Origin of the sequence: Streptomyces sp. NPDC050145 (assembly GCF_044460245.1) — a bacterium.
Lineage (GTDB): Bacteria > Actinomycetota > Actinomycetes > Streptomycetales > Streptomycetaceae > Streptomyces.
The window spans coordinates 582,698-606,849 of record NZ_JBITJS010000001.1 but is presented as its reverse complement, the minus strand read 5'-3'; the positions used below and the strand labels follow the sequence as shown (position 1 = coordinate 606,849).

25 protein-coding genes and 3 pseudogenes are annotated in these 24,152 nt (G+C 69.1%); 12 read left to right on the top strand and 16 right to left on the bottom strand.

The features are described 5' to 3' along the window. Positions 1–41: 41 nt before the first annotated feature. The 3 genes from ACIBTU_RS03015 to ACIBTU_RS03005 all read right to left on the bottom strand — a co-directional run bounded on the left by ACIBTU_RS03015 (position 42) and on the right by ACIBTU_RS03005 (position 3,699). Positions 42–2,282, bottom strand: a complete 2,241-nt coding sequence (locus ACIBTU_RS03015) for a molybdopterin-dependent oxidoreductase (protein ID WP_399124116.1) — start codon at positions 2,280–2,282, stop codon at positions 42–44. 82 nt (positions 2,283–2,364) lie between these two features. Then, complete coding sequence (locus tag ACIBTU_RS03010; RefSeq protein WP_399124115.1) at positions 2,365–3,036, bottom strand: enoyl-CoA hydratase-related protein; 672 nt, start codon at positions 3,034–3,036, stop codon at positions 2,365–2,367. A 45-nt stretch (positions 3,037–3,081) separates the two neighbouring features. Next, the gene (locus tag ACIBTU_RS03005) at positions 3,082–3,699 is read right to left on the bottom strand and encodes a TetR/AcrR family transcriptional regulator (RefSeq protein ID WP_399124114.1); all 618 of its coding nucleotides are present in this window, start codon (positions 3,697–3,699) and stop codon (positions 3,082–3,084) included. Between the two features lie 455 nt (positions 3,700–4,154). Between ACIBTU_RS03005 and ACIBTU_RS03000 the strand changes: the two genes are divergently transcribed. Both ACIBTU_RS03000 and ACIBTU_RS02995 read left to right on the top strand, forming a co-directional pair. Next, entirely contained in the window at positions 4,155–4,400 is a 246-nt protein-coding gene (locus tag ACIBTU_RS03000; RefSeq protein WP_399124113.1) for a hypothetical protein, read from the top strand. A 116-nt stretch (positions 4,401–4,516) separates the two neighbouring features. Next, positions 4,517–4,675 (top strand): annotated as a pseudogene (locus ACIBTU_RS02995) (carbohydrate ABC transporter permease); the annotation flags it as partial. A gap of 75 nt (positions 4,676–4,750) precedes the next feature. Here ACIBTU_RS02995 and ACIBTU_RS02990 read toward each other — a convergent pair. The 3 genes from ACIBTU_RS02990 to ACIBTU_RS02980 form a co-directional block, all read right to left on the bottom strand. After that, entirely contained in the window at positions 4,751–5,026 is a 276-nt protein-coding gene (locus ACIBTU_RS02990; protein ID WP_399124112.1) for a hypothetical protein, read from the bottom strand. A gap of 63 nt (positions 5,027–5,089) precedes the next feature. Next, the gene (locus ACIBTU_RS02985) at positions 5,090–5,554 is read right to left on the bottom strand and encodes a PPC domain-containing DNA-binding protein (RefSeq protein WP_399124111.1); all 465 of its coding nucleotides are present in this window, start codon (positions 5,552–5,554) and stop codon (positions 5,090–5,092) included. Positions 5,555–5,804: 250 nt separating this feature from the next. Further along, a complete protein-coding gene (locus ACIBTU_RS02980) occupies positions 5,805–6,365 on the bottom strand; it encodes a TetR family transcriptional regulator (protein WP_399124110.1) in 561 nt (186 codons plus the stop codon). 112 nt (positions 6,366–6,477) lie between these two features. Between ACIBTU_RS02980 and ACIBTU_RS02975 the strand changes: the two genes are divergently transcribed. The 3 genes from ACIBTU_RS02975 (at position 6,478) to ACIBTU_RS02965 (ending at position 9,740) form a co-directional block, all read left to right on the top strand. Further along, entirely contained in the window at positions 6,478–7,170 is a 693-nt protein-coding gene (locus ACIBTU_RS02975) for an SDR family oxidoreductase (RefSeq protein WP_399124109.1), read from the top strand. Positions 7,171–7,374: 204 nt separating this feature from the next. Further along, positions 7,375–8,379 (top strand): NADP-dependent oxidoreductase, encoded by a 1,005-nt coding sequence (locus ACIBTU_RS02970; RefSeq protein ID WP_399124225.1) that lies wholly within the window; start codon positions 7,375–7,377, stop codon positions 8,377–8,379. 692 nt (positions 8,380–9,071) lie between these two features. After that, positions 9,072–9,740 carry a DUF4232 domain-containing protein gene (locus tag ACIBTU_RS02965; RefSeq protein WP_399124108.1) on the top strand — a complete coding sequence of 223 codons (669 nt, stop codon included), beginning with the start codon at positions 9,072–9,074 and terminating at the stop codon, positions 9,738–9,740. A gap of 742 nt (positions 9,741–10,482) precedes the next feature. On the opposite strand, the gene ACIBTU_RS02960 is transcribed toward ACIBTU_RS02965, so the two are convergent. Beyond that, complete coding sequence (locus tag ACIBTU_RS02960; RefSeq protein WP_399124107.1) at positions 10,483–10,755, bottom strand: hypothetical protein; 273 nt, start codon at positions 10,753–10,755, stop codon at positions 10,483–10,485. Positions 10,756–11,205: 450 nt separating this feature from the next. Here ACIBTU_RS02960 and ACIBTU_RS02955 point away from each other — a divergent pair, with 450 nt between their 5' ends. From ACIBTU_RS02955 to ACIBTU_RS02935, 5 genes and pseudogenes are all read left to right on the top strand, one after another. Continuing rightward, entirely contained in the window at positions 11,206–11,352 is a 147-nt protein-coding gene (locus tag ACIBTU_RS02955) for a hypothetical protein (protein ID WP_399124106.1), read from the top strand. Between the two features lie 48 nt (positions 11,353–11,400). Further along, positions 11,401–11,523, top strand: coding sequence for a hypothetical protein (locus tag ACIBTU_RS02950; protein WP_399124105.1), 123 nt, complete (start codon positions 11,401–11,403; stop codon positions 11,521–11,523). Positions 11,524–11,572: 49 nt separating this feature from the next. Further along, positions 11,573–12,064: an integrase core domain-containing protein gene (locus tag ACIBTU_RS02945; RefSeq protein WP_399124104.1), complete on the top strand. Its 492-nt coding sequence runs from the start codon at positions 11,573–11,575 to the stop codon at positions 12,062–12,064. Continuing rightward, a pseudogene (locus ACIBTU_RS02940) lies at positions 12,037–12,339 on the top strand (reverse transcriptase N-terminal domain-containing protein); the annotation flags it as partial. The gene ACIBTU_RS02945 and the pseudogene ACIBTU_RS02940, both read left to right, overlap by 28 nt. Positions 12,340–12,439: 100 nt before the next feature. After that, positions 12,440–13,633, top strand: coding sequence for a group II intron reverse transcriptase (locus ACIBTU_RS02935; RefSeq protein WP_399124224.1), 1,194 nt, complete (start codon positions 12,440–12,442; stop codon positions 13,631–13,633). 169 nt (positions 13,634–13,802) lie between these two features. Here the strand turns inward: ACIBTU_RS02935 and ACIBTU_RS02930 are convergent, their stop codons facing one another. From ACIBTU_RS02930 to ACIBTU_RS02920, 3 genes are all read right to left on the bottom strand, one after another. After that, a complete protein-coding gene (locus ACIBTU_RS02930; protein WP_399124103.1) occupies positions 13,803–14,294 on the bottom strand; it encodes a hypothetical protein in 492 nt (163 codons plus the stop codon). Positions 14,295–14,794: 500 nt separating this feature from the next. After that, positions 14,795–15,610, bottom strand: coding sequence for an SDR family NAD(P)-dependent oxidoreductase (locus tag ACIBTU_RS02925; RefSeq protein ID WP_399124102.1), 816 nt, complete (start codon positions 15,608–15,610; stop codon positions 14,795–14,797). A gap of 52 nt (positions 15,611–15,662) precedes the next feature. Then, positions 15,663–16,136 carry a cupin domain-containing protein gene (locus ACIBTU_RS02920; RefSeq protein ID WP_399124101.1) on the bottom strand — a complete coding sequence of 158 codons (474 nt, stop codon included), beginning with the start codon at positions 16,134–16,136 and terminating at the stop codon, positions 15,663–15,665. A gap of 66 nt (positions 16,137–16,202) precedes the next feature. On the opposite strand from ACIBTU_RS02920, the gene ACIBTU_RS02915 reads away from it, so the two are divergent. Further along, positions 16,203–17,165, top strand: coding sequence for a DUF5937 family protein (locus ACIBTU_RS02915; RefSeq protein WP_399124100.1), 963 nt, complete (start codon positions 16,203–16,205; stop codon positions 17,163–17,165). Positions 17,166–17,471: 306 nt separating this feature from the next. Here the strand turns inward: ACIBTU_RS02915 and ACIBTU_RS02910 are convergent, their stop codons facing one another. Next, complete coding sequence (locus ACIBTU_RS02910) at positions 17,472–17,951, bottom strand: RICIN domain-containing protein (protein WP_399124099.1); 480 nt, start codon at positions 17,949–17,951, stop codon at positions 17,472–17,474. Between the two features lie 165 nt (positions 17,952–18,116). Between ACIBTU_RS02910 and ACIBTU_RS02905 the strand changes: the two genes are divergently transcribed. Next, positions 18,117–18,440, top strand: a complete 324-nt coding sequence (locus tag ACIBTU_RS02905) for a hypothetical protein (RefSeq protein WP_399124098.1) — start codon at positions 18,117–18,119, stop codon at positions 18,438–18,440. 806 nt (positions 18,441–19,246) lie between these two features. Here the strand turns inward: ACIBTU_RS02905 and ACIBTU_RS02900 are convergent. The 5 genes and pseudogenes from ACIBTU_RS02900 to cseB all read right to left on the bottom strand — a co-directional run bounded on the left by ACIBTU_RS02900 (position 19,247) and on the right by cseB (position 24,054). Continuing rightward, positions 19,247–19,654, bottom strand: a complete 408-nt coding sequence (locus ACIBTU_RS02900) for a hypothetical protein (protein WP_399124097.1) — start codon at positions 19,652–19,654, stop codon at positions 19,247–19,249. Between the two features lie 206 nt (positions 19,655–19,860). Beyond that, positions 19,861–20,910 (bottom strand): annotated as a pseudogene (locus ACIBTU_RS02895) (endonuclease/exonuclease/phosphatase family protein); the annotation flags it as partial. Between the two features lie 6 nt (positions 20,911–20,916). After that, on the bottom strand, positions 20,917–21,858 hold the full coding sequence (locus tag ACIBTU_RS02890) for a D-alanyl-D-alanine carboxypeptidase family protein (protein ID WP_399124096.1): 942 nt from the start codon (positions 21,856–21,858) through the stop codon (positions 20,917–20,919). Positions 21,859–22,039: 181 nt separating this feature from the next. Then, positions 22,040–23,314, bottom strand: a complete 1,275-nt coding sequence (locus ACIBTU_RS02885; RefSeq protein WP_399124095.1) for an ATP-binding protein — start codon at positions 23,312–23,314, stop codon at positions 22,040–22,042. A 14-nt stretch (positions 23,315–23,328) separates the two neighbouring features. After that, positions 23,329–24,054, bottom strand: coding sequence for a two-component system response regulator CseB (cseB, locus tag ACIBTU_RS02880; protein WP_399124094.1), 726 nt, complete (start codon positions 24,052–24,054; stop codon positions 23,329–23,331). Positions 24,055–24,152 lie beyond the last annotated feature (98 nt).

The following is a 24,152-nucleotide window of genomic DNA, read 5'->3' as shown; positions in this document are numbered from 1 at the left end:
CAGGGTGCCGGTGGCGCGGCCGCCGGGGACGCGGGTGCTCGTCAGGCGGGAAGAGGCTCGATGCGGGCAGGGACGTGCTTGTGCCAGGGGGTGCCGGCGATGGGGTCGCGCCAGGCGAGGTCGGTGAGGGTGTTCAGGGCGACGCCGGTGCGTTCGGTGCCGCCGCCCTCGGTGGGCAGATCGAGTCCGAAACCGTTGGGCAGGGCCGCGTGCCCGGGTTGCAGGCGGTCGTCGATCTCGACGAGTGCCTGAGCGGTGCCGCGGCTCGTGGTGATCCGGGCAGGGGCGCCGTCGGACAGTCCGAGCTGTTCGGCGTCGTGGGCGCTGACGCGGAGTGTGCCCTGGGCGTCGCGCTTGCGCCAGGCGTTGTCGCGGAAGATCGTGTTCGCGGTGAAGGCCCGGCGCTGGCCGGCGGCCAGGACGATCGGAAAGTCCTCGGTGGTGTGGACGGCCGGGGTGGAGTCCAGGTCGGCGAGGAGCCCGAGCAGTTCGGGGATGGGCAGCGGGATGCGGTGGCCGTGATGGGGGACGTAGTTCCAGGCGTCGGTGTACTCGTCCTCCGTGAACGTGATCCCGGACCGGCCGTCCAGCATCGCGTCGAACAGGGCGTCGGCGTTTCGGTGTCCGGCCCGGCGCATCGCGGCCGGGTACTCCTTGGCGATGCGTTGTGCGAGGGCCCACAGCACGGCGGCGGAGCGGGCACCTGAGGGGAGAGTGGGGCCGAGGGTCTCGTACAGCAGGTGCGGGGCCATGGCGACCGTGGACTTGTCGAGAACGGCCAGAGCGGCGAAGGCGAGCTTGTACGCGGTGCGGCCCAGGCGGGCCGCCGCGCGCAGCGCGGTGAGCCTGCCGCGGGGGACGGCGTCCAGTTCACGGACGAGGCGGGCGTAGATCTCGGGTTCGGGCAGGGTGCCGGGCAGCGGGTCGAGGACTGGGGCGCGCAGGTGGAAGGTGTTGTGGGGGAACTCGAAGGTGAAGAACGTCGCCTCCCACTTCTCGAACTGGGAGGCGGCCGGCAGGACGTAGTCGGCCTGGCGGCCGGTCTCGGTCAGGGCGATGTCGATCACGACGACCAGGTCGAGCGCGGCGAGCGCCCGGGAGAAGGCGACGGAGTCGGCCAGGGAGTGCGCCGGGTTGGACGACTCGATGATCATCGCCCGGAACCGGTCGGGATGGTCCGTGAGGATCTCCTCGGCGATGACGTTGCAGGGCACCAGCCCGCCGGGCATCCGCGCACCGGTGACGGGAGTGCGGCGCGGGCTGGTGGAGTAGCGGGCCAGCGGGGCGATCCACGAGTGCGGCTGCATGGCGCCGGGCTTGGCGAAGTTCCCGGTCAGCAACCAGGTCAGCTTGTTGAGGTAGGACACCAACGTGCTGTTGGGGCCCTGCTGCACACCCAGGTCCTCGTACGTCGAGACGCTGGACGCGGTGCCGATGGCGCGGGCGGCCCGGCGCAGCAGGTCCTCGTCCACGCCGCAGGTCCGCGCGCAGCGGGCGACGTCCACCCCCTTCAGCTGGGCGATGACGGTGTCGGCGCCGGTGGTACGGGCGGTGAGGAAGGCGTGGTCGAGGAGGTCCTCCTGGACCAGGACGCCGAGGAGACCGGCCAGGCACCAGGCGTCGGTGCCGGGCTTGACCTGGAGGTGGATGTCGGCGAGGTCTGCCGTCTCGGTGCGGACCGGGTCGACGACGATCATCGTGCGGCCGGGATCCTTGGCGATGTCCTTGAGCACGGTGCGGGCGCGCGGGACGCCGTGCGACTGCCAGGGGTTCTTGCCGAGGAAGAGCGAGACCTCGGCGCGGGTGAAGTCGCCGGTGGTGTGTCCGCCGGTGAGGTGGGCGTCGACATGCCCCTCGCCGGTCTTCTCCTGGGCGAGAGGGTTGGACCGGTAGCGGGCGCCGAGGGCGCGCAGCAGGGCGCCGCTGTAGGCGCCGCCGAGGTGGTTGCCCTGTCCCCCGCCGCCGTAGAAGAAGATCGATTCCCCACCGTGGGTGTCGCGCACGGTCTTGAGCCGGGCGGCGATCTCGCGGACGGCGGTGTCCCAGTCGACGGGGGTGAAACTGCCGTCCTGCTCCCGGCGCAAGGGTGTGGTGAGGCGGGCGCCGCCGTTCTGGTAGTGGTCCAGGCGCAGGGCCTTGTTACAGGTGTATCCGGCGGTGGCGACGTGGTCCTTGTCGCCGCGGATCTTGGCGAAACGGCGGCCTTCGGTCTGGATCTGGATGCCACAGTTGTTCTCGCACAGGATGCACGCGCTCTTGTGCCAGGTGATGTCGGTGGGCATCGGCCCTGTCTCCTCATGCGGTGGGCAGCTGGGGCGGCCCGCGCCCCGAAGGAGTGCATCCGGGGGCGCGGGGATGGGCTGGTCAGCCGAGCGGGTTGGTGGTGTCGCGCAGGGTGGCCAGGGCCGGGGCGTACATGCGGGCCTTGATGGTGCCCAGGGTGTCGCCGGCCTTGTTCACCTGTGCCTGGGCGATCTCGATCGCGGTGGAGCGTACGGCGTCCTCGGCGACGGCCTGGTCGACGATGCCGGCGGCCGCGGCGTCGGCGCCGCCGTAGCGGCGGGCGGTGAGCATGGCCGTGTGCGCGGTCTGCGGCGCCAGGCGGGACTGGATGAGGGCGGACATGCCGGGGGTGAAGGGGATGTTGATGTCCGCTTCGGGCAGGCACCAGTAGCCGCGGTCGGCCCGCATGACACGGAAGTCGTGGGCGAGCGAGAACATGGCGCCGGCGGCGAAGGTGTGCCCCTGCAGGGCGGCCACCGTGATCACCGGCAGCGACAGCATCCGCGCGAACAGCGCGTGGACGGAGACGACGTAGTCCTGGTGCTGGTCGGCGTGAGCGAACAGCCACTCCAGGTCGAGCCCGTTGGAGTAGAACTTCCCCGTGGCGGCGGTGACCAGGGCGCGAGGGCCTTCCGCCTTCTCCACCTCGTCGAGAGCGGCGATGACGGCGGTGATCCAGTCGGGGTGGAAGCGGTTCTCTCCGTCTCCGAGGTCGAGGACGAAGACGTTGTCGTGGCGGTCGAGCGAGGGCATGGCGACTCCTTCGTTAATGATCTGACGTGGGTCGAGGTCTGCGAGCTACGCCTTGGGTCGGGGCCCGGATCCGGTGCCGGGGCGGTCGCGCAGGGCGTAGAGGAGGAGGTCGTGGATCTCGGCGGCGGCGGCCTCGATCGGGGCGGTGCTCTGCTCGGCCCGGCACATGATCACCGCGCCTTCGACCGCGGCGATGATGAAGGCACCGAGCCGGCGACCGCGTTCCTCGGTCAGGCCGTGCCGTACCAAGAGGGCGGCGAGCGCTTCCTGCCAGCGGGCGAAGACGGCGGCGGCGGAACGGGCGAGCTGAGGGGCGTCGTCGTTGGTCTCGACGGCGACCGCCACGATCGGGCAGCCGGCCCGGAAACCACTCTCGACCAGCCGGTCACGCCACAGCCCGAAGAACGCGTCGACGGCCGCCACCGGATCGTCCGACTGCATCGCGGCGTCGATCAGACCCGCGATGAAGTCCCCTGCCAGCGCCACCGCCTCGTCGATGAGCTGCGCCCGCCCGCCGGGGAAATGGTGGTACACCGAGCCCCGAGGGGCTCCGCTGTGGGCGAGGACACGATCGATGCTGGTCGCGCTCGCCCCGTACTCACGCAGCAGAGCAGCCGCACTGAGGACCATCCGGTCACGGCTCTCGCTCCTGCGCGGACTCACCTGCCCCACACCTCCCGACGATGAAGTGCCCCCGAAGACGAATGGGCTACCTGTCGGTAACTTATGGGGTATGCCATAGAACATGCAAGAGCTGCGCGCAGAGCATGCAAGAGCGGCGCGGCCTGGAGGCCCCTCGACCGGGGCGAAGGATCTGTCGGGCATCGTGCGAGGTCCGGGACGTGACGGCCCCTCAGCAACCTTCCGAACCGCCGGCCGGACGCGGAAGAGGTCCGGACCTCCACAGCGCCGAGGCATCGACGAGAGCGCCCTCGAGCCGGTCAGGTCGGCGGGCATGCGAACCTGGGGAAACAAGCTTGAGGTCAGGCCTCGGGCGGCGTGATACCGCCCGGGGCGTCCGGCCAGCCGCAGCGGGGCTCCCGCACAGCGGTGTGGCATCGCTCGACCGCCACCCGGGGGTCGAGCGCGTAGGTGCCGTCACCGAAGAGCCTGGACGGGTGATCCTTGCGTCGGCGGCGGTCGACCGCGGTTCGGTCGGGCACATCCGCACCGCGCTGGACCCGGGCATCCCGATCGTCCTCGTGGACCGCGCGGTGCCCTCGCTGGAGCTGGACGCGGTGGTCATCGACAACCGAGAGGCGGCGCGTGAGGCGGTGGGGTCGCTCATCGCGGTCGGCCACCGACGCATCGGGTTCGCCTGGGCCCCCCGGTGGACGAGCCGCCGGCGACCCGCAGGGAACTGATCGCCGCCGCGTCCCGGAACCTGTGGAGCGACGGGGAAAGGCTGCGCGGGTACCTCGACGCGCTCGACGACGCGGGCATCCTCTTCGACCCGGAACGCGCGCGGCGAGTTCGAAACACCATCTCCACCGCCCTCTTCCGCTTCAAGGGGCCGTTCGGGGCGCACTGGGAGAGCATCTCCGCGGGGGCCGTCCTGGTCATCGTGCCGACGCTGCTCGTCTTCCTCTTCCTGCAGAGGTACATCTACAACGGCTTCGCTCAGGGGGCCACCAAGTAGCCAAACGGAGCGTCAGGTCTGCCGGGGTGTCCGTCGTCGAGTGCGGCCCGCTCGGCGGCGGCCCGCCGGAAGGGATCACGTCTCGATCACGGCATCGCAGTCCGGGCAGACCACGGACGCGTACTGCGCGGGAGACCAGGGCCCGTCACCGCCCTCGCTGGTCAAGGGGCCCGTTCGCATGGCGAAGGTGTCCTTACCGCACAGAGTGCGAGGCCCCGTCACCGCGGGCTCTCCCGGGGCGGTCGGCGCGGCGTGCACCTTGCGGACGCGTTCTTTCCCGTTGTCCCGCGCCCCTGGGGGCCGGCGCGCGGGCCCCTTCTTGTCGAGCTCGTACACGACGACGGTACCCATGCGGCCACCTCAGGAGATGAACGGACGTCCCCACGAGGTTCCCGGGGCCGACCACGACGTTCCTCACGCGGTTGCACCTCGAGGATGCGCGTCGCCCGGCAGACTGATCAGCGCAAGCCCGAGGTCGGGGCGGTGAACCTTCGCCAAGGCCACCGGGCTGTCCCGGATGATGACTTCCAGCGTAGGCCACACCCGGCCCTCCAGCAGATGTCCGCCGCGGGTCGTGCCGTCGGCCAGCCCGAGCACGGCGTGCAGGTGCGCCGTCGGCCCTTCCTCCCCCACGGCGATGTCCCCGAGCAGCGACAGCACCTCGCACTGCTCGTCGACCGGGATCCGCCGGTAGTTTCGGTCCAGGCGGTCGAACCAGCCCACCGTGGCCTGCGAGAACGCGCCCACCGCGGTCACCTGGGACGCTCCCAGCGACTGCTCGCGGGCGAAGCCGGTGATCTGGGCGAGGGCCTCCTCACCCGGGTCGAGGACCATGACGAACACCGCGTCCGGCGAGTCCTGCAACTGCTGCCACATCATGGGCGTGCGGGTACCCGCACAGAAGGGTGTGAACCGCCGCCGTCCCCAGAGTCGGTGAGTGCCCCACGAGGTCGGCCCGCGGCCTGAGCCATGGTTCCCCACATCCGCCTGAGCCGACGGGACCGGAGGAGCCTGCTTCGCCGGTCCGACAGTGGGCTGTTCCGCGGCAGCCGATCGGGGTCGCGCCGTCCAGGCCGCTCTCGCCCGTCGCCACGAGAGCCGCCCCCGTACGCCGCTGCCACGCCCTTGATCAGCCGGCTTCCGTCAGGGCTGTGCGGGCGGCGGTGAGGATCTCTTCGGAGAGCGGGGAGCCGCTGGTGGCCCGTGACAGGACCAGCGCACCGAACAGGGTGCAGAGGCGGACGATGCCGTCCTGGTCGTCGGTGGCGAGGAAGTCGGCGAAGTCGGCCACTCCCTCGGTGTAGACGCGACGGGCCTCGCGCCCCCCGCCCTCGCGCGCGATGTCGGAGGCGAGCGCCGCGACCGGGCAGCCGTCCGCCGGAGCGTCGCGGTGCTCGACGGAGAGGTAGGCGTCGAACAGTGCCTCCTGGGCGGCGTCGCGCCGCCCTTCGTACTGCGCGAGTCCGGCGGTGTGGCGCCGGGCGAGTTCGGCGAAGGCATGGACGGTGGCCTCGTCGACGAGCGCCTCCTTCGAGGCGAACTGTTTGTAGAAAGCGCCGTGGGTCAGGCCGGCCGCCTTCATCAGGTCGGCGACGCTCACCTGCGTGCCCTGTTCCCGGAACAGCCGGGATGCGGTGTCCACCACGCGCCTGCGATTCTCCTGCGCCTGCGCCTGCGATACGCGACCCATGACCACCCCTCGTTGGATGTCGACTGGCATCTATCGTAGCCCGGTGATTAGATTACTTCTGCAATCTAATCAGTGCGGGCAGCCGTCGGCGCCCGCCGGACCTGGAGCAGACATGGAACTGAACAACGCGGTCGCGGTCGTCACCGGCGCCAACCGGGGCCTCGGCCGGCACCTGGCAGCCCAGCTCGTGGAGCGTGGCGCGAAGATGTACGCGGCGGCCCGCCGTCCGGAGGCGATCGACCTGCCCGGCGCCACCCCGCTGCGCCTCGACGTCACGGACCACGACTCGATACGGGAGGCTGCCCGGACCGCCTCCGACGCGACGCTGCTGATCAACAACGCGGGCATCTCCACCGGCGCGACGCTGGCCGGAGGCGACCTGGACGAGGTGCGCCGGGAGATGGAGACCAACTTCTTCGGGCCGCTCGCCGCGACACAGGCCTTCGCCCCCGTCATCGAGGGCAACGGCGGTGGTGCGGTACTCAACGTCCTGTCCGTCCTGTCCTGGTACCACCCGGCCGGTCTCGGTTCCTATGCCGCCTCCAAGGCCGCAGCCTGGGCCCTCACCGGCGCGACCCGCGAGGAGCTCGCGCCGCGCGGCATCGCCGTCTCGGCACTGCACGTCGGTTACATGGACACGGACATGGCCGCCGCCGTCCCCGCCGATCAGAAGACCGCCGCCGCCCACGTCGCCGCCCAGGCGCTGCGCGGCGTCGAGACGGGAGTGTCCGAGATCCTCGCCGACGAACTCACCGAGCAGGTCAAGCAGAGCCTGGCCGCCGCGCCGCAGCCGAATGCTGCCTGAGGCACCCCCACGGCGGAATGCGGCACTGGCCGGGGCGTCGGCGTCGAGCACCCGGCTGACCGAGGAGTGCCCGGACGGGCATCGCCGAGGACAGTCCATCCGTGCTTCAGCCGACCTCACCACGCAGACATCTCGTACCGGCCAGGCCCTGAGACGAATGAACACCCCGCCCTCTCACGGACGGGAAACGGAACGGAGACGATGATGAGGGCCTTCATGGTCGAGAAGTACGGCGACCAGGCCGGAGTGCGTGCCGCCGAGGTATCCGACCCGCAGGTGGGTGCCGACGACGTCCTCGTCAGGATCCACGCGGCGGGCGTCAACCCGCTGGACCTCAGGATCCGCAACGGGGACTTCAAGGCTTTCCTGCCCTACCGTCTGCCGCTCGTCCTGGGCAACGACCTCGCCGGGACGATCGTCCGGGTCGGTCCGTCCGTCACCCGGTTCGCGGTGGGCGACGAGGTATACGCCCGGCCTGACAAAAACCGCATCGGCACCTTCGCCGAACTCATCGCGGTCCACCAGGACGACCTGGCGCCCAAACCGGCCACGCTCACCATGGCCGAGGCCGCCTCCCTTCCTCTGGTCGCCCTGACTGCATGGCAGGCGCTCGTCGAGCGGGCACAGGTGCGGCCGGGGCAGAAGGTCCTCGTCCACGCGGGCACCGGCGGCCTCGGTTCCATCGCCGTCCAGCTGGCCAAGGCCCTGGGCGCGCAGGTGGCCACCACCGCGAGTACCGCCAACGTCGACCTGGCCAAGGACCTCGGCGCCGACGAGGTCATCGACTACCGCACACAGGACTTCGCCACTGTTCTGGACGGTTACGACGTGGTCCTCGACAGCCTCGGCGGCGACAACCTCGCCAGGTCTTTGCGCGTGCTCAAGCCCGGCGGCATCGCTATCAGCGTCGCGGGCCCGCCCGACCCGGCCTTCGCTCGTGAACTCGGCGCGAACCTGGTCATCCGCCTGGCCATGACCGCCCTCAGTTTCGGAACCCGGCGCAGCGCCAAGCGTCACGGTGTGAGGTACTCGTTCCTGTTCATGAGGGCCGACGGCGACCAGTTGCGCGAACTCACCCTCCTCATCGACGCCGGAAAGATCCGCCCTGTCGTCGACCGTGTGTTCCCGTTCGAGGAGACCCTTCAGGCCATCGAGTACGTTGAGAAGGGACAGGCCAAGGCCGGCAAAGTCGTCGTCACCATGGCGTGAGCACGGGAACGAGCTACGGCCGCCGGACTCTCTCGCAACGCGAGCGCCGGTACGGGATGGCCACCGGCCGGCTTACCGAGCCACCCACCCGGCATGTTTTGATGCCCCGTCAGGGTTCGATCGTCGGCCCGGTCTCAGGAACGGGCGGGGTCTCGGGAACAACAAGGCCCTCCAGAGAACCGTGCTTGCGCTGGTGCAGAGCAGCCGGAGGGACCCGGCAAGGAAGCCTCTTCGTCCGGACTTCCGAGAAGGCGGGACGAACACACGGTGCCGGGATTCTGCTCCGAGTTCCCCCTTCGTCTCACCAGACGGCGCTTTGGTGGCCGCCGAGCTGAGCACGTTCATCCGAGCCTGGCTGAGCACCTCGATGAGTACGCGGACAGCGGGCAGCAGGCCTTCATTTGGATGAGCCGACGGACCGCAGGAAGATGCCGGCGACGTGGAGTCCGGCCAGATGGATGGTCGCCGTCTTCTCGCCGGCACCGAACATGGCAGACAGCACGACGGGCCCGTTCCTTCGACGTGCGTGACGAACACGCGCCCCCGCCACACCGTCCGCATCGTGCGAGGAATCCGAGCAACGACCGCGCGGCAGCGGGAAGGCGACGAAACGGCGACGACGCCGGGCAAGGTGGCGATTGCAAGCAGCCCGCCGACGCGGGGGGCTGCACCGGAAACTGGAGAACATCATCATGACCCGCACCCTCGCTCGCACGAGCGTCCTTGTCGCTGCGGCCGCGGTCCTGAGCCTCACCCTGACCGCCTGCAACGGCGACGACAACGCGACGGACAGCACGCAGGCCGGCCCCACCGCGTCGGCGGACAGCGCGGGCGGCACCGGCGGGGCGGACCAGGCCGACCAGAGCGCCGGCGCCAGCACCGGGGGGAGCGACCAGGGCGGTGACACCAGCACCGGTGACAACAACGCCGGCGAGGCCGACGTCTGCCGCACCGACGTGCTCGACGTCACCGCCGCCGACAACACCACGGACAAGGCGGAAGGCACCGTCACCGTCTCCTTGAAGAACATCGGCGCCGCCAGCTGCCACATCATCGGCTTCGCGGGTGTCGACCTGAAGACGTCCCTGGGCGACACCGTCTCCGTGGACCGCAACGGCGAGCAGGCCGTGCCGCAGATCCTCAAGGAGGGCGAGACCGCCGCCTTCAACGTCACGTTCCCGGTCAACAACAGCGGCGGCTCTGGCGTGAAGCTGACCGACATGGTGGTGACGCCCCCGAACGAGACCCAGCCCGTCACCCTGAAGTGGCCGGCGGGCACGCTCCCCGTCACCGACGGCGAGGACAGCGGGAAGCTGGAGATCAGCCCGGTGAGCAAGGTCAGCGACTCACCGGCAGGCTGACCCCACCCCGTCCCCGACCCGCCGGCCCCCGCTCACGCCTGCTGCAGGCCACGATGGACTTCCCCTCAGACACTTCTGAGGGAAGCCGGTGACTCCGTCCGGCCCCGCCCCTGGGGCGAGCCGGACTCGCGGGGAAGCGTTACGGTGGCGAGCAGGGCTTGGTGCTGCATCCCCAGTCAGCAGCAGGCCCTCACCGTGCCGTTGCCGTATGGGGACCACAGGTGTCACGCCCGACCACACGCGGATCCGGGGCGTGCGGGCATGCCCTCGCCTCGCGATGGATACCCACAGGCAGCACCACGCACGCGCAGCTCAGCGGCGCCTACCGGCTCCCGTTTCCCGAACCTCCACCCTACCCTCGGTGCGCGTGTCGGAGCGGTGCTGAACACCCAGGGCCAGGGGAATCGATCTGGCCTGTGATGCCGGCCGTGGCGTACGCCGCGATCCTGGCAAGCCTCATCGCCGTAGTGAGCGGATGAGCTCAGACACCGGCTGCATCGCCTATTGTCCAGGCCCGTCGTCCAGTGGAACTCCGTTGCCGGTGTTCCTGTCCATGGGCGGTTGCAGGTGTGCACGGCGACCGACCTCGTATCCTGTTCGACGCCGACCGGGAGATCGACTCTGTACTCCCCCGCCGCGGATCCTCGGTCCTCGTTGTCCGGGACGCGCAGCAACTGCGCATCAACGGGCCGGCGTGCCTGTACGGCACATGGAGTGAGGCCAGAGACCCGGATCGCTCGCTCTACGGGCTCGTCAGCCAGTCGGTGTACCAGGTGCGAAAGCCGGCGCTCACCGGTACGAAGCCGCCCCAGTCCGGATCGATCTGCCAGATCTCGCCTGTGTGCGGGCCGTTCAGGACGAGCCGGACGAAGATGCCGCAGCCCTGTTCGGCCAGCAAGAGCGTGCCCAGGGTCAGTTCGGCCGGTGCCGCGATCCGGCCGGGCAAGGGTTCGGTGAGTGGGAACGGTTCGGCGAGTCGGCCTGGGAGCCGGTCTTCCGCCCACTCGTCGTCCACGGCCCATTCCTCGTCGGCCTCTGGGCGAGGGACGGTCAACGGCATCATGCCGTGGCCGGGCCCGGTCGGCCCGTTGCCCACCTCTGCGACGAAGGACCGGTACTCCACTGGTAGAGCGATGCCGTGAGACTCCTCGAACGCGCGGATCTCCGCCTCTGGCAGCCGCGGTGTCAGAGCGTACCGATGCGTACGCGCCCCGAAACGCTCCCGCTCCGGGTCCCGTGCGGCCCTCTTCCGTATCTGTGCGCGGACGCCGTCCTCGTCCCAGTTCCCCATTCAGCGACCGTAGCAATGACGTCCCCACCCGGCCCGCCGCGTCCACACGCTACGCGGCCGTCGGCTGCGGGCTTCCATGGCATGACCTCTGACCAGCGCAATCAGTCTTCGACGCTCTCCGTCAACACTGGGCAGTCACGCGAGGACCTCAGCTAGTATCCCCAGTCGTAGATCGTGATCTTGCTGGTCGGGGCTGGTGCAGTTGCCCAGCGCGAGGACCCCGAGTTCGGCTGCCGCTTCCTCGCCGACGAGGCCCGCGAGGCAGGATCGGCCATGGGCGACCGGACTGCCTGGCGGATCTGCCGGGACAACCGGTGGTGAAGCGTCTTCGGCAAGAAGCGCGGCAGGAGTAAAAAGGCCGGTCCGCCGGTGTACGACGATCTGGTTCGCTGTGGCTTCACCGCTGGCGGCCCGAACCGCCTGTGGCTGACCGGCATCACCGAACACCACTTCCAATCGGTGTTGCGACGACTACTGGAATCCAAGCAGTGAGGGGAAGTTGTGTCTCTGCGCGGTCGAGGGCGTCTTCAGCAGGAGGATCGTGGGTTACTCCATCGATGCACGAATGAAGTCCCGTCATGCCGTTGCGGCCCTGGACGACGCTGTTGCCCGGCGTCAGGGCGTTGCCGGCTGCGTGCTGCACAGCGGTCGCGGATCTCAGTTTCGGTCCGGGAGATTCGTGCGGGCCCTGGCGCGGTATCAGATCGTCGGTTCGGTAGGCGGAGTCGGAGCGGCGGGCGACAACGCGGTCATGGAGTCGTTGTTCAGCCTGCTCCGGAAGAACGTCCTCGACCGCCGTACGTGGGCTACCCCTCAGGAGCTGTGGACCGCGATCGTGGCCTGGATCGGGAGGACCTACCATCGCCGCCGCAGACACTGCTCACTCGGCCGGCTGGCCCCCATCGAATTCGAGACCTTCATGACCACACCGGTCGTCCAGGCCGCGGGACCATACCTGTCGCCCAGCCTTGCATCAGACCCAAGGTCCGCAACTTGCAGAAGCTCATGCTGCGAAGCCGCAGCAACACGCTGATCAGCGTGAAGCGGGTGACGCAACAGAGTAGTGGTCTCATGACCGCTGGCATCGACGGGGAACGAGCCCTCACGCCCAAGGCGAGAGGCACCTTGGCGGCCGAGATCCATCGGTCGTCGAAGCCCTGGAAGGTCAAGCCGGTCAAGCCGGTCAAGCGAGTGTTCATCCCGAAGAGCAATGGGAAGCAGCGACCACTCAGCATCCCGGTCATCCGTGACCGGGTCCTCCAGGCCCGCGTGAAGAACGCACTGGAACCCGAGTGGGAAGCGCGGTTCGAGCCGAGGTCCTATGGCTTCCGGCCCGGCCGCAGCTGCCAGGACGCGATATCCGCGATCTTCTGGACGGTGAAGGGCAAGAACCCGAAACGTCTGTGTCCTGGACGCGGACCCGTCGGCCGCGTTCGACCGCATCGACCACAACCACCTCATGACCATGCTCGGCCAGTTCCCCGCCAGGGACCTGATCCGCGGCTGGCTGAAGGCGGGCGTGATCGACCACGGCCGGTTCGCACCGACCGAGGAGGGCACTCCTCAAGGCGGTGTGATCAGCCCGCTGTTGCTGAACGTTGCTCTGCACGGACTGGAACAGGCCGCAGGGTGCCAATACACGGTGCGGGCCGGGCGCGAGCCCGGCGCGATGCCAGGCACTCCGGTGCGGGTGAGGTATGCCGACGACTTCGTCGTGCTCTGTCACGACGAAGAACAGGTGCACCAGGTCAGGGCCCGGCTGGAGGACTGGTTGGCGCCGAGGGATCTTCGCTTCAACGAGGAGAAGACCACGGTCGTCCACCTCGATGAGGGGTTCGACTTCCTCGGCTTCACAGTCCGCCGGAAGAGCCAGAAGAAACTGATCATCACCCCGAGCACAGCGGCCTGCGCGAGGCTCCGAGCGCGACTGCGGACCGAGGTGAGAGCCCTGCACGGGGCCAATGCCGAGGCTGTGTTGCGCAGGCTGATCCCGATCGTTCGCGGTTGGGCGGCTTACTACCGGGCGGTGGCGTCCACGACGACGTTCTCGTCGTTGGATCACTACATGTGGCAGCTGACCTTCAAATGGGCCAGGCGTCGTCACCGCAACAAGTCGAGGTACTGGATCGTGGACCGGTACTTCGGCAGGTTCCACCCGTCCCGACGTGACCGGTGGGTGTTCGGCGACCGTGACAGCGGGGCCTTCCTCATCAAGTTCGCCTGGACGGTCATCGTCCGCCACCAGCTCGTCAAGGGCAGAGCGTCCCCGGACGACCCCGCGCTGACCGAGTACTGGCGGGATCGCCGCCGCAGGAAGGCGCCACCGCCGATGGACAAGACGAGTCTTCTCCTGGCGGTCCGGCAGCAGGGCCTCTGCCCTCTCTGCAAACAGGCGCTGATCGTCGGAGCCGAGTACGAACCAGACAGCCCACGCGAGTGGATCAACTGGTTCGCAGCCTCGAAGAAGATGCTCCACAAGCATCACTTCACCTACCGGCGAAACGGCGGCACGGACGAGCGGAACAACCTTTGCCTCGTGCACTCCGAATGCCACCGCCAACATCACGCTGGCGACAGCAAAAGGGCCACACAACCCTGCTGACCTGCGAAGCCCACGGGGCTTGCTTGAGCCGGATGCGCTGAATGGTGCACGTCCGGTTCTGAGGGGGCCGGGTCACGGCAACGTGATCCGGCTACCCGACCACAACCTGTGACCGAGCACGTTAGACGGCCCGAATGGACACCCCGATGCACAGCTTCGGCCGGGTCGGTCAGGTTGCCCATGGCAGCCGTACGGCTTCAAGCTCCGCGTCGTCGAGGAGGGCTTCGATGAGGGCGGGCGGGCCGGCCACCTTGGTAACCCATAGGTCGTAGTCGGTGCACAGGACCCATGACCGGTCCCGGGGCCAGAGGTTGGACGGGGTCCAGCCGTCCTCATCCGGGTGGTCGTACAGCACCAGGGCGTCCGCGAGCGTGCCGGTGCGTATGTGCAGGTTGTCGAAACCCTCAGCCCCGTGCAACAGCGGGCTATAGTAGGCCAGACAGGGCGCGCCGGCACGCCGCCTGTACTCGACGAAGGACCATCCCGTCGGCCCGACTTGGTGCTCGTACATGGAGTGCAGCACCCACGCCGCGTCGGGCAACGCCGGCGGCATGAACCCCGTCAACCCGTCATCGCAGGTCAGTTCCCGCAGCCAGTCGGCTTCCCGCCCCACGGCGAGAGGCCACCGCGCGGCCGCGAGAACACCGGCTGACTCATCCATCCGCCCAGGATCGCACCTCGGAATCGACGACCTCCCCTGCCGGGCACCGAAGGCCCAGCCTGCCCCGGCCAGGGACGCGGCCTGAACCGGGCGGGCGGTGCCGCAGCGGGCGCACCCACGGTCGGGGTAGCCAGCGCACCGGCGGCAGAAGGCGACCAGCGACCTTTCCGGGTGCCGCAGCCGGTAGATGCCGTGTCGGCCGCAATCTGCACACGGGCCGGTGAAGCGGTGATCGTTCACGTAGCAGGAGCGGCAAACCCCTCCTTCCTTTTCCGAGCGGTTGACGATGTGACCGTTCTCCCCGCAGCGGGAGCACGGACGGAGTACGGTCCGGGCAACGCACCAGCCGCAGGCACGGCCTTGTGGTGTGGGGCGTGAGACCTTCCGCAGGGTGCGGCCGCAGATCGGGCAGTCGAGCCGGGTGACGGCATCGCCGTGGCCGGCAGCATCCAGCGTCTGCAGCAGCCGGGGCAGGGAGCCCGGGCAGTGCAGGGACGGGGTCACACGGTGAAGACGCGTTCGACTTCGTCGCGCTGCGTGTGCAGGTCCCAGTAGAGGGGGGCGACCTCGTCGGCCGAGGCCACCGGCACTCCGGGCGGGCCGTCCGTGCCGATCCACACACCGATGGCGACGTGCGCGGCCTGGATGCCGGTGCCGGCCAGTTCCTTGTGCAGGCTGAGTACCCAGTTGCGCAGCGCGGCCTGGGCGGCGTTGAGGTTGCCGAGCATCGGAGTGGGGTCGACCGAGCCGGCGCCGTTGGTGTAGAGCAGGGTGCCGGCGCCGGCCTCGCGCATTACGGGCAGCACGGCCCGTGTGGCGGCAATGGCCCCGTAGAGCAGGATGTCCATCGCCCACTGCACATCGGACGGGTTGGTCTCGGACGGAGCGGTGAGCGGCGTGGATTCGAGGCTCCCGCCTGGGGAGTACTCCAGGACGTCGATGCCGCCGAAGCGGGTGGCGGCGTCCTTGAGCGCCTGGGTGAGTGCGTCATGGTCGAGTACGTCCGCGGGGAACGCGGCAGCGGTGATGCCTTCGGCGTCGAGCCGGCCGACCAGGTCGTTGAGCTTGTCTCGGTTGCGGGCGATGAGAGCGACGTCGAAGCCCTTGGGAGCCGAAGGTACGGGCGATGGCCAGGCCCATACCGGGGCCGGCTCCGACGATGGCGATGCTGGGCACAGTGAATCCTTTGCTGGGAAACCATGAGGATGGGAAACCATGAGGAAAGGGGTGGAACAGGTGACAGTGAGATCACCAACACCTTGAGGACCACTGCGGACGAACTCGGCCTCCGGGCCCGGCTCGGCGGTGGCGCTCACGCGCGGGAGCAGTTCTACGACCGCATAGTGGGGTGGGCCGCTGCCGGTGCCCTCACCGCCCGTAATCGTCGACGAAATGGTTGTCGTGGGCTTCGTGAAGTCGGCTCAGGTCACGCTCGTTCACAGTGGCGAGCTGTGCGAAGTACTCCTCACGCGGTACACCTGGCGAGAGTGCCATCAGGAGGGTGGCTGGTTCGGCGCGCTCCTTCCGGAGGGCGTGGACGTCACCCACGGCGGCATGCGCGGTGTCGCCGGGCCGCAGTGTTCGCCAGTCCTGCCCATCGAAGTAGTCGACTTCACCTTCTTCAACGATGAAGGTCTCGCTGAAGGTCGTGTGAAAGTGCGGGGCAGGGCCCCGGCTGGAGGGCGACATGCGCCACCGGTAGATGCTCACGATCCCGCTGGTTTCCGCCGGACCCGCGAGGACTTCGATGGTCGATCCGCTGGCGCCCAGCCGGATCGTTCGCGTCTGTTGGGCCCGCTCAAGTTCCTTGGAACGCCGGGCAATCGACTCCGTGTCGGTCATGACCCGAGTCTCGGCGCTTCGCCGTTCTGCTCGCGCTCACTTCGGCGGTGGCCTAACAATGGTGGAGTGATCCGCTACCGATTGGGCGTGGGCGCCGCAAGCGTGCGGTGGGCGATGTCGCCGATGCACGAAGTGGTCAGTCTTGCCCAGCTCTTGACCGAACCGCAGCGTCACCCGATGTTCCACCCGTGGCTCCGCCGTCGCCACCACCGTCTCTCGCTCCCGGATCTGAGGGCGCTCACGGTCTTCATGGCCGATGGTGCGTATCGACCCGACTTCCTTGACCCATCGCCGATGTCCAGTGAACCAACGTTCGAGGAAGGCCTGGATGCCCTCCTCGCCGCGCCGGCGGACCAGACGTACGCCGAGCTGGTCGACGCTGCGAGGGGGCGCGGGGCAGAAATGGGCCGCCGATTGCTCGATGACCCCGATCGAGCCAGGTCAGCGGCCGCCGATGCGCTGCGCCGCCTCTGGAAGGCAGTTGTCGAACCGGAATGGCCGTCCATGCGGCAGGCGCTGCGTGCCGAGATGCTGGATCGGGCCATCCAGGTCAACCGCGAGGGGTTGCGTGCAGTCCTTCCGCGCCTGCACCCTTCCGCTGCCTACGAGGGCGACACCATCACCGTCGAGAAGACCGTCGACGTCGACGTCGACTGCCCTGAGGGACTCATTCTCGTTCCGTCGCTGTTCATCACCGACCGGATGCAGTGCACCACCTCGGACCACTGGACCCCGGCGATCTATTACCCGGCATCCGGGCGGTACCTCTGGGCGGCACCTCCCACACCGAGGTCACTGGACCGTCTTCTGGGGGTGACTCGATCGAGGATCCTGGCCTCCCTCGCCACTCCGCTGCAGACGACCGTGGTGGCCAAGCTGGTGAGCGTCACTCCCCCGACTGCCAGCGAACACCTGGCAATCCTGCGAGACGCCGGGTTGATCGACAGCAGCCGGGCCGGTCGCACGGCCACGCACGAGCTCACCAAGGCTGGACGTGCTCTCCTTGACGCAGCCTCGCCGCGGCCGTGACAGGTCGGGGAGCTGCTGACGGGCAGTCAAGCGCGGCGCCCACCGCAACCAACCCCCTCGGCGGCCAGCACGACGCCGTCGCCGACTGCAAGCGGCTGCTCTCGAAGCCCGAGCAGATGACCCCAGCCGTCCCCGCCGACCACTGATGATCTTCACCGAAGGCGAACCAGAGTCAGGGGTACACCCGGGGCTAATCTCACAAACGGCCCTTTGCGCGAACAAGATCAACACGCCGGCCTTGGCGATCCCGGATTCGATACCCGCACAGGCACCGGCCGGGTCCGGCGGGACAGCCGTCGACATCGGTCAGGCGTAGAAGGGGGCCCACAGCCGGGAGGGGCGGCCGTCGCACGCGTTCAGGCTGACGTGATGGATCGCCCCTGACCCCGCGACAAGACAGGTCTTCGTTGCGTTGTTGATCAGTTGGTACCCATCCTGGGCACCGATGTCGTGCACCTTCCACAAGGCAGCCGGATCGTCAGCCAAGCACTGCCGCATCGTCGGAATTCCGTTGCGGGCGACCAGACACAGCTTGTCGCCGACGTTCTGCCGGACTTCGGTCAACGTTTCCAGGCCATCGAACATCAGCCAGGTCTGATACGCGCCACCGTTGCAGCCGGTCGTGTAGGGGCCGTAGTCAGACCTGTAATCGAGGCACTCCCCCAGGCTGTAAGCCACGCTGCGCACCTGCATGTACGCCATCCCCGCAGCCTGTGCGGGCGCGGCACCGAGGCCCCAGCCCAGAGCAGCGGCCGCCACACCTACCGCGGCAATCTTCTTCAGCACGCGTCCTCCCCGTTCCTTGGCACGATGTCTGCCCGGGGCAGATTAAAGAGGAGAACCAGCAGGCGCGACAACGGGCAAACGAGCCTGATCTGCCGCCCGCCCTCGTTCGAAGTGACCACGCTCACCGGATAGTTGCCAGGCATCTCACGCCCCGGGGAGCGCTGCATGAGCAACTTCATCCCTGAATCCGCCGGCGCGCTGTGCCACAGGACGCCCGCAAAGGCAGGCGAGGCAAAGGGAAAAGTCCCGACGTCGGCCAACGGCTGGTGTCTGGAGAAGGAGGCGAACCACGCCTCCCCCGCGTGGACCCACTCCGTCGCCGGTGCCGGCCTCGGCCTGAGCGTGGATGTCCGCATCGGTGACGCGGAGACCATCATGCTGCACGTGGGCAGCAATGCCGGGTGCTGGTCGGCCCGGGCAAGGGATCCTCGGTCGTCTCCAGGACGAGGCCGGGTTGGTGAAGCAGATGAGCAGGAACGTACCGGCTAGGTTCACTCACACATGATGGGGCCAAGGCCCCGTCCGTTCCGACCAGGACCGGCCCCAACCGTGTCACTGGCCTCCGAGCGGATACCGGCGCGCAGCCCCTGAACGCTCCCTGACTGCGGCCAGGGAGGGCGGCGCAGTGAAGAGTTGATGTCACGTCAAGACGCAGGGACGCGACAACTCGTAACGGATAGGCGTTGATCTCCGGTGTGCGGCTGGTCTGGTCCTGGGCCTGACTACGATCAACAGGCACGCCACTCAACCGGCATGAACGGCCCGCCCACCACGGCGACGCGTTTCACCGCCCGTTCATTCAAGGAGCTCACGCGAAACGGACCAGCCAGACCACCGGCTTCCCCTCGTCATCGGGACCGTGATCGCCGCCGCCAGCATCACCCAGGAAAACTACGGCGGCGCAGTCTTCGCCGTACTCGTCGGTGCGGGCGCATCGCTGGTCTTGCACTTCAAGCGCAGCCGCAAGCAGGGCTGAGACCGCGACACGGCCACGTCCCTCCACCGGCCGGGACCCCGAGCCGGGATTCATACTCCGCCACGCCGCCGAACGCCACAGGGCGACGCCCTCGACCGGTGGTTCAAAGCGCAGTGCCAGGCCTTCGGCAGCTCACGATTCCACAGAGCCCGCGCATGGAAGAGCAGCTGGTCAAGCAGCCGTCTGACGTGCGGCCGAGCAGGACGAGTTAGCCGTGGCCGAGCGGGTGCGGCCACGGATGCGCGAGCAGCTCGCCGATGAGCAGGCGACGGCCGGGTTGTCGGGTGGATGACGGGCTGGACGCGCCGGGCGGCTTCCGCTACTTGCGGCTGAGGGTTTGGTCGTCCCCGTTGTCAGGATCTCCCACGCTGCGCTGCATCGTCGGATGCGCCTTCGAGCCGCCGAATTCCCACGGGTTCCCGTCGCAGACCGTGGTCCACAACTGCTCCGCTTCCTTGCCGTCGGGATACACGCCCCACTCGCCGGTACCGCTGCACTGGGACACCTTGTCGCCGTCATTATTGAACTCGGCAAGGTTGGTCACGACGACGGTGCCATCGTCCTTGAAGAGCAGGGTCCCGGTATCACCCTCGGTCCAGGTGCCCACGATGTCGGCCCGAGCCAGTGTCTGCTGCTGCCACATGCACCCCGTGGCCAGCGTCAACACCGCGACCGCCAAGACCACCCCACGCAACCCCGCAGCGACCCGCCCTCGTTCATCACGCATGACTCCCCCTTGCATACGTCCAACGCCGGTTGCATCGCGCACCAGACCGTCAAGCACACACGCTGTCACGAAAGTTGAACATGTTCAACTCGGTGCCGTGGCCATCACCGCGGCATTCGCTCGGCGTCGTGGCGCAGCGCATCAGCCGAGCGCCAGGTGGACGGCCGAACCGGGAGGGCACGATCGCCGGCTTGAGGGTCCGCGGCGAGGTTGAGGCGGGCAGCCACGGGCAAGTGGTCGCTTGTCGTCGCGGGGAGGGTCCAGGCCGAGGTGGCCTTCACGTCTTTCATGAGGATCTGGTCGACCCGGACGACGGGGAAGCTCGACGGCCAGGTGAAGCCGAAGCCCTCGCCGGCCGTGGACTGGGCCGAGGCCATGTGGCGGGTCAGCGGGCCCAGCGCGCGATCGTCGGCGGAGCCGTTCAGGTCACCCGTCACGATCACGCGCCGGACGCGTTCTGCCCGAAGGTCCGCGGCCAGGCGGCCGAGGGCCTCGTCGCGTGCGCCGATGGTGAATCCGGCCGGGGTGACGCGGACGGAGGGGAGGTGGGCGACGTAGACGGCGAGTGGCCCTTCGGGAGTGTCCACCGTGGCGCGCAGGGCCCGGGTCCACGGCATGATCGGCACGGGGCGTGTGCCGCGCAGGGGGTACCGGCTCCACAGGCCCACCGTGCCCTCGTAGAAGTGGTACGGATACGTGGCCGCGAGGGCCTTCTCGTAGGCCGGCGCCGTGTCGGGGCTCAGTTCCTGGAGTGCCAGGACGTCCGCCCGGGCGGCGATCAGGCTCTGCGCGGTGCCGTGCGGGTCCGGGTTCTCCTGCTGGACGTTGTGGCTGACGACGGTGAGGTCTCCGCCGGGCGAGGACTTGTCCGCGAACCTGCCGCCGAAGACCGCGAGCCAGACGGTGACCGGAATCAGCAGAGCCGCCGTCGCCACGCGTGATCCGCGCAGCAGCGCCGCGGCGAGCAGCACGGGAAGGGCGAGGGCTGCCCAAGGGAGCAGCGTCTCGGCCAGGCTGCCCATGTGGCCCGGGCCGTCGGGGATCCATCGGTGGCCCGCGACGATCAGTGCGAGGAGGACGGAACAGGCTGTGGTGGTCGTGCCCCTGCGCCTCGACCGCCACCACTGGGCCGGCCGCCATGGCGCCGTCCTTCGGTCTTGCCGCGGGCTTTCGGCTGCCGTCGCCGCAACGTCACGCGGCTCGTCCAGCTCCGTGTCGCAGGCAGGGGCGCCAGGCACCGTTCGTGTGGTCGTCATGGTGGTTCAGCGTCCCGTCCGTGCCGAGGACAGCCGGTCGCGGAGATCGGTGATCAGTCGGCGGCTGCTCTCCAGGGCCGCGTGGAGTCCCTCGCTGGGCGTGGTGTTCGCCCGTTGGTGCAGGACGGCGCCCAGGAGCAGACGGGTGGTGTCACCGGTGCGGACCTCGCAGGCCCACAGGAGGTTGCCGCCCGCCGGGGTGCTGGAGCCGGTCTTGAGGCCGACGACGCCCGGGATCTCCAGCAGGGAGTTGGTGTTGGTGATCGGGCCGATGCCGGGCACGGTGACGCTCCGGCTGGCCACGATCTCGCGGAAGACGGGGTCCTTCATCGTCTGCCGGGCCAGTTTCAACTGGTCCACGGCCGTGCTCGTGGTCGTGGGTTCGATACCGCTGGCTCCCGTGTACGTCGACCGGTCCATGCCCAGCTCGTCGGCGGCCCGCCGCATCTTCTTCACGAAGGCCTCCTGACTGCCGGAGTCCCAGCGGGCCAGCAGGCGGGCGGCGTTGTTCCCCGAGGGGATCAGCATCAGTTCGAGGAGCCGGCGCTGGGAGTACGTCCGGCCGGACTGGAGCGGAACGGTCGACTCGCCTCCGACCGCCACCTCGTGGACGGCCTGCCGGTCCACCTCGATCTGCGGGCCGGGCTCGTCCGGCCGCAGCGGATGCTCCTTGAGGATGACGTGGGCGGTCATCACCTTCGTCAGGCTCGCGATCGCAACGGGTCGCTGGTCGCCTCGCGCCTCCGGGGAGCCGCTGCCCAACAGCTCGACGGCACTCTGACCGTCCTGCGGCCACCGGATCGTGCTTCCGTCGAGGACCGGGCTCCGGCCGCCGGACGCGGGGGCGGCTCCGCGCTCCACGGTGACGGCCGTGACGGCCAGGGCCAGCAGGGCCAGCGCGCCGCCGGCGACGCGATGACGACGGGCGAGGGCAAGAGCAAGGGACATGGAGGCCACCTCCGGGGGCTGCCGTGCGGGTCGGGGTATGCCTGCAAGGCTGCGGGAGTGGTTTGTCTGGCCGTTGGCTGCGACTGCTCTGCTGATGCTCAGGAAGGCATCAGCCGTGTATCGTTCCGTGACCGGCCGGACAGGCGGGGTCGGCAGAGCGGCCCGCACCCGTGGTCAGTGGCTAGGACTGGAACATTGCCGCGTCGGGACCGCCCGGTCCCTGGTGATCCTCAGGCAGACGCAGCACCGCCACCGCCCCTCCGTCCTCCGGATGATTCGCGAAGTCCAGCTCCGCTCCGATCACCTGCGCCTGCCCCCGGGCGATCGTGAGGCCCAGGCCGTGCCCGCGGCCCCGCTCGACAGCACCGGTGCGGAAGCGCCGGGGGCCGTCGGCGAGGAGCTCCGCAGGGAAGCCGGGGCCGTGGTCCCGGACGGTGATCGCGGCACCGGAGACGGTGATCTCCACGGGGCCGGCACCGTGGCGGTGGGCATTGACCACGAGGTTGGCCACGATCCGGTCCAGGCGCCGGGGGTCGGTCCTGGCCACCGCCGGTGCGCCCTGGGTGGTCACCCGCGCGGTGAGGCCGGTTCTGGCCGCCGACTCCTCGACGAGCTCGGTGAGAGCCACCGGCCGCGTCATCGGCTGCTCGGCTCCCGCATCGAGGCGGGAGATCTCGAGGAGGTCCTCGACGAGGTCGCGCAGCACCTGGACACGGTCACGTACGAGGTCGGTGGCCTCGCATTCGGGGAGCAGCCCGGCCGAGGTGAGCAGGCCCATCAGCGGGGTGCGCAGTTCGTGGGCGACGTCGGCGGTGAAGCGCTGCTCGTCCGCGAGGCGTCGTTGCAGGCTGTCGGCCATCGAGTCGACGGTGGTGGCGATCTCGGTGATCTCGTCGCCGCCGCTGCCGCCCATGGCTGTACGGGCGTTCAGGTCGCCCGCCGTGATGCTGCGGGCGGTGCGGGCCACCCGGCGCAGCCGCCGGGCCGGGAGTGCGGTGGCCAGGGCCGTGGCCGGGATGACGACGGCCAGGGTGAGCAGGGAGTACTTCCACAGGTGCCGGTCGAGGGCCTGGCGGGTGAGCAGGTCGGTGGTCATGTCGACCTCGACCGCGTACAGCCGCCCGCCTTCTCTCCGCGCGGCCCAGTAGCCGGGGGCAGGCGGACCGTTCTCGTAGAGGGTGCCCTCGCCGTGGCGATCGAGCTTCCGCAGCAGGGCGTCCGGGAGCTCACCGGAGGTGACCGACGGCGGCTCCTGACCCGAGGTTTCCGCTTCGCTCATCGCGCGGTCCAGACTGCTGCGGGCCTTGGCCGCGCCGTCGTTCATCGACCTTTCGAGGGTCGACTCGTGCACGAGCAGACCGATGGTGAGTGCCATGGAGGAACACGCCACGGCCACCAGGAAAATGGTCTTCCAGCGCATCGAGCGAAGGTTCAGCAGCGTGCGGACGACCGTCATGTCCGTGACTCCGTTCAGCGCCGCAGCTTGTAGCCAAAGCCGCGGACCGTCTCGACACGGTCGGCGCCGATCTTCTTGCGCAGCCGCTGCACACACAGGTCGACGACCCTCGTGTCACCGTCCCAGCCGTAGTCCCAGACGTTGCGCAGCAGGGTCTGGCGGTCCAGCACGATTCCGGGATGAGCCGCGAACTCCAGCAGCAGCCGCAGTTCGGTCGGCGTCAGGGAGAGTCGGCGGCCGCCCCTGGACACCTCCAGCGCGGCGGAGTCGATCGTCAGGTCCCCGAAGACCAGCCGGTCGCACTCCCCTTCCCGTTCTGCCGTCTCTTCCGGCCCGGCCGCTCCGGCGGGTACCGGGGAGACGAACGTGGCCCGGCGCAGCAGCGAGCGGATCCGGGCCACCAGGACCGCAGTGTCGACGGGCTTGACCACGTAGTCGTCCGCTCCGGCCTCCAGCCCGGAGACCACGTCCAGGGCGTCGCCACGCGCGGACATCATCAGGATCGGGTCCATGCTCGTTTCCCTGATGCGGCGGCACAGCCCGATGCCGTCCAGCCCGGGCAGCATCACGTCGAGCAGAAGAAGGTCGTGGCGGCCCTCCCTGAACAGTTCGAGCCCCGTCAGCCCGTCACCGGCGACGGTCACGGCGTAGCCGTAGCGTTCCAGAGCGATCGCGACGGATCTCCGGATCACCTCGTCGTCCTCGACGAGCAGGATCATCACGGGAGTGGCTTCAGACATGCGTATCCATCGGGCGGGGTGGTCGTCGGCCCCCCATCATGCCTGTCCTCACGCTCCACCACGCACCCGGCGTCCCGGGTCCACTCATCGACCCATAG

Coding starts and splice junctions, on each gene's coding strand:
- ACIBTU_RS02900 (WP_399124097.1), bottom strand. CDS start 19,654: ATGCGTGATGAACGAGGGCGGGTCGCTGCGGGGTTGCGTGGGGTGGTC.
- ACIBTU_RS02930 (WP_399124103.1), bottom strand. CDS start 14,294: ATGGATGAGTCAGCCGGTGTTCTCGCGGCCGCGCGGTGGCCTCTCGCC.
- ACIBTU_RS02920 (WP_399124101.1), bottom strand. CDS start 16,136: ATGACCGACACGGAGTCGATTGCCCGGCGTTCCAAGGAACTTGAGCGG.
- ACIBTU_RS02980 (WP_399124110.1), bottom strand. CDS start 6,365: ATGGGTCGCGTATCGCAGGCGCAGGCGCAGGAGAATCGCAGGCGCGTG.
- ACIBTU_RS02885 (WP_399124095.1), bottom strand. CDS start 23,314: ATGACGGTCGTCCGCACGCTGCTGAACCTTCGCTCGATGCGCTGGAAG.
- ACIBTU_RS03010 (WP_399124115.1), bottom strand. CDS start 3,036: ATGCCCTCGCTCGACCGCCACGACAACGTCTTCGTCCTCGACCTCGGA.
- ACIBTU_RS02965 (WP_399124108.1), top strand. CDS start 9,072: ATGACCCGCACCCTCGCTCGCACGAGCGTCCTTGTCGCTGCGGCCGCG.
- ACIBTU_RS02905 (WP_399124098.1), top strand. CDS start 18,117: ATGAGCAACTTCATCCCTGAATCCGCCGGCGCGCTGTGCCACAGGACG.
- ACIBTU_RS03015 (WP_399124116.1), bottom strand. CDS start 2,282: ATGCCCACCGACATCACCTGGCACAAGAGCGCGTGCATCCTGTGCGAG.
- ACIBTU_RS02970 (WP_399124225.1), top strand. CDS start 7,375: ATGAGGGCCTTCATGGTCGAGAAGTACGGCGACCAGGCCGGAGTGCGT.
- cseB (WP_399124094.1), bottom strand. CDS start 24,054: ATGTCTGAAGCCACTCCCGTGATGATCCTGCTCGTCGAGGACGACGAG.
- ACIBTU_RS02990 (WP_399124112.1), bottom strand. CDS start 5,026: ATGGGTACCGTCGTCGTGTACGAGCTCGACAAGAAGGGGCCCGCGCGC.
- ACIBTU_RS02975 (WP_399124109.1), top strand. CDS start 6,478: ATGGAACTGAACAACGCGGTCGCGGTCGTCACCGGCGCCAACCGGGGC.
- ACIBTU_RS02890 (WP_399124096.1), bottom strand. CDS start 21,858: ATGTCCCTTGCTCTTGCCCTCGCCCGTCGTCATCGCGTCGCCGGCGGC.
- ACIBTU_RS02985 (WP_399124111.1), bottom strand. CDS start 5,554: ATGATGTGGCAGCAGTTGCAGGACTCGCCGGACGCGGTGTTCGTCATG.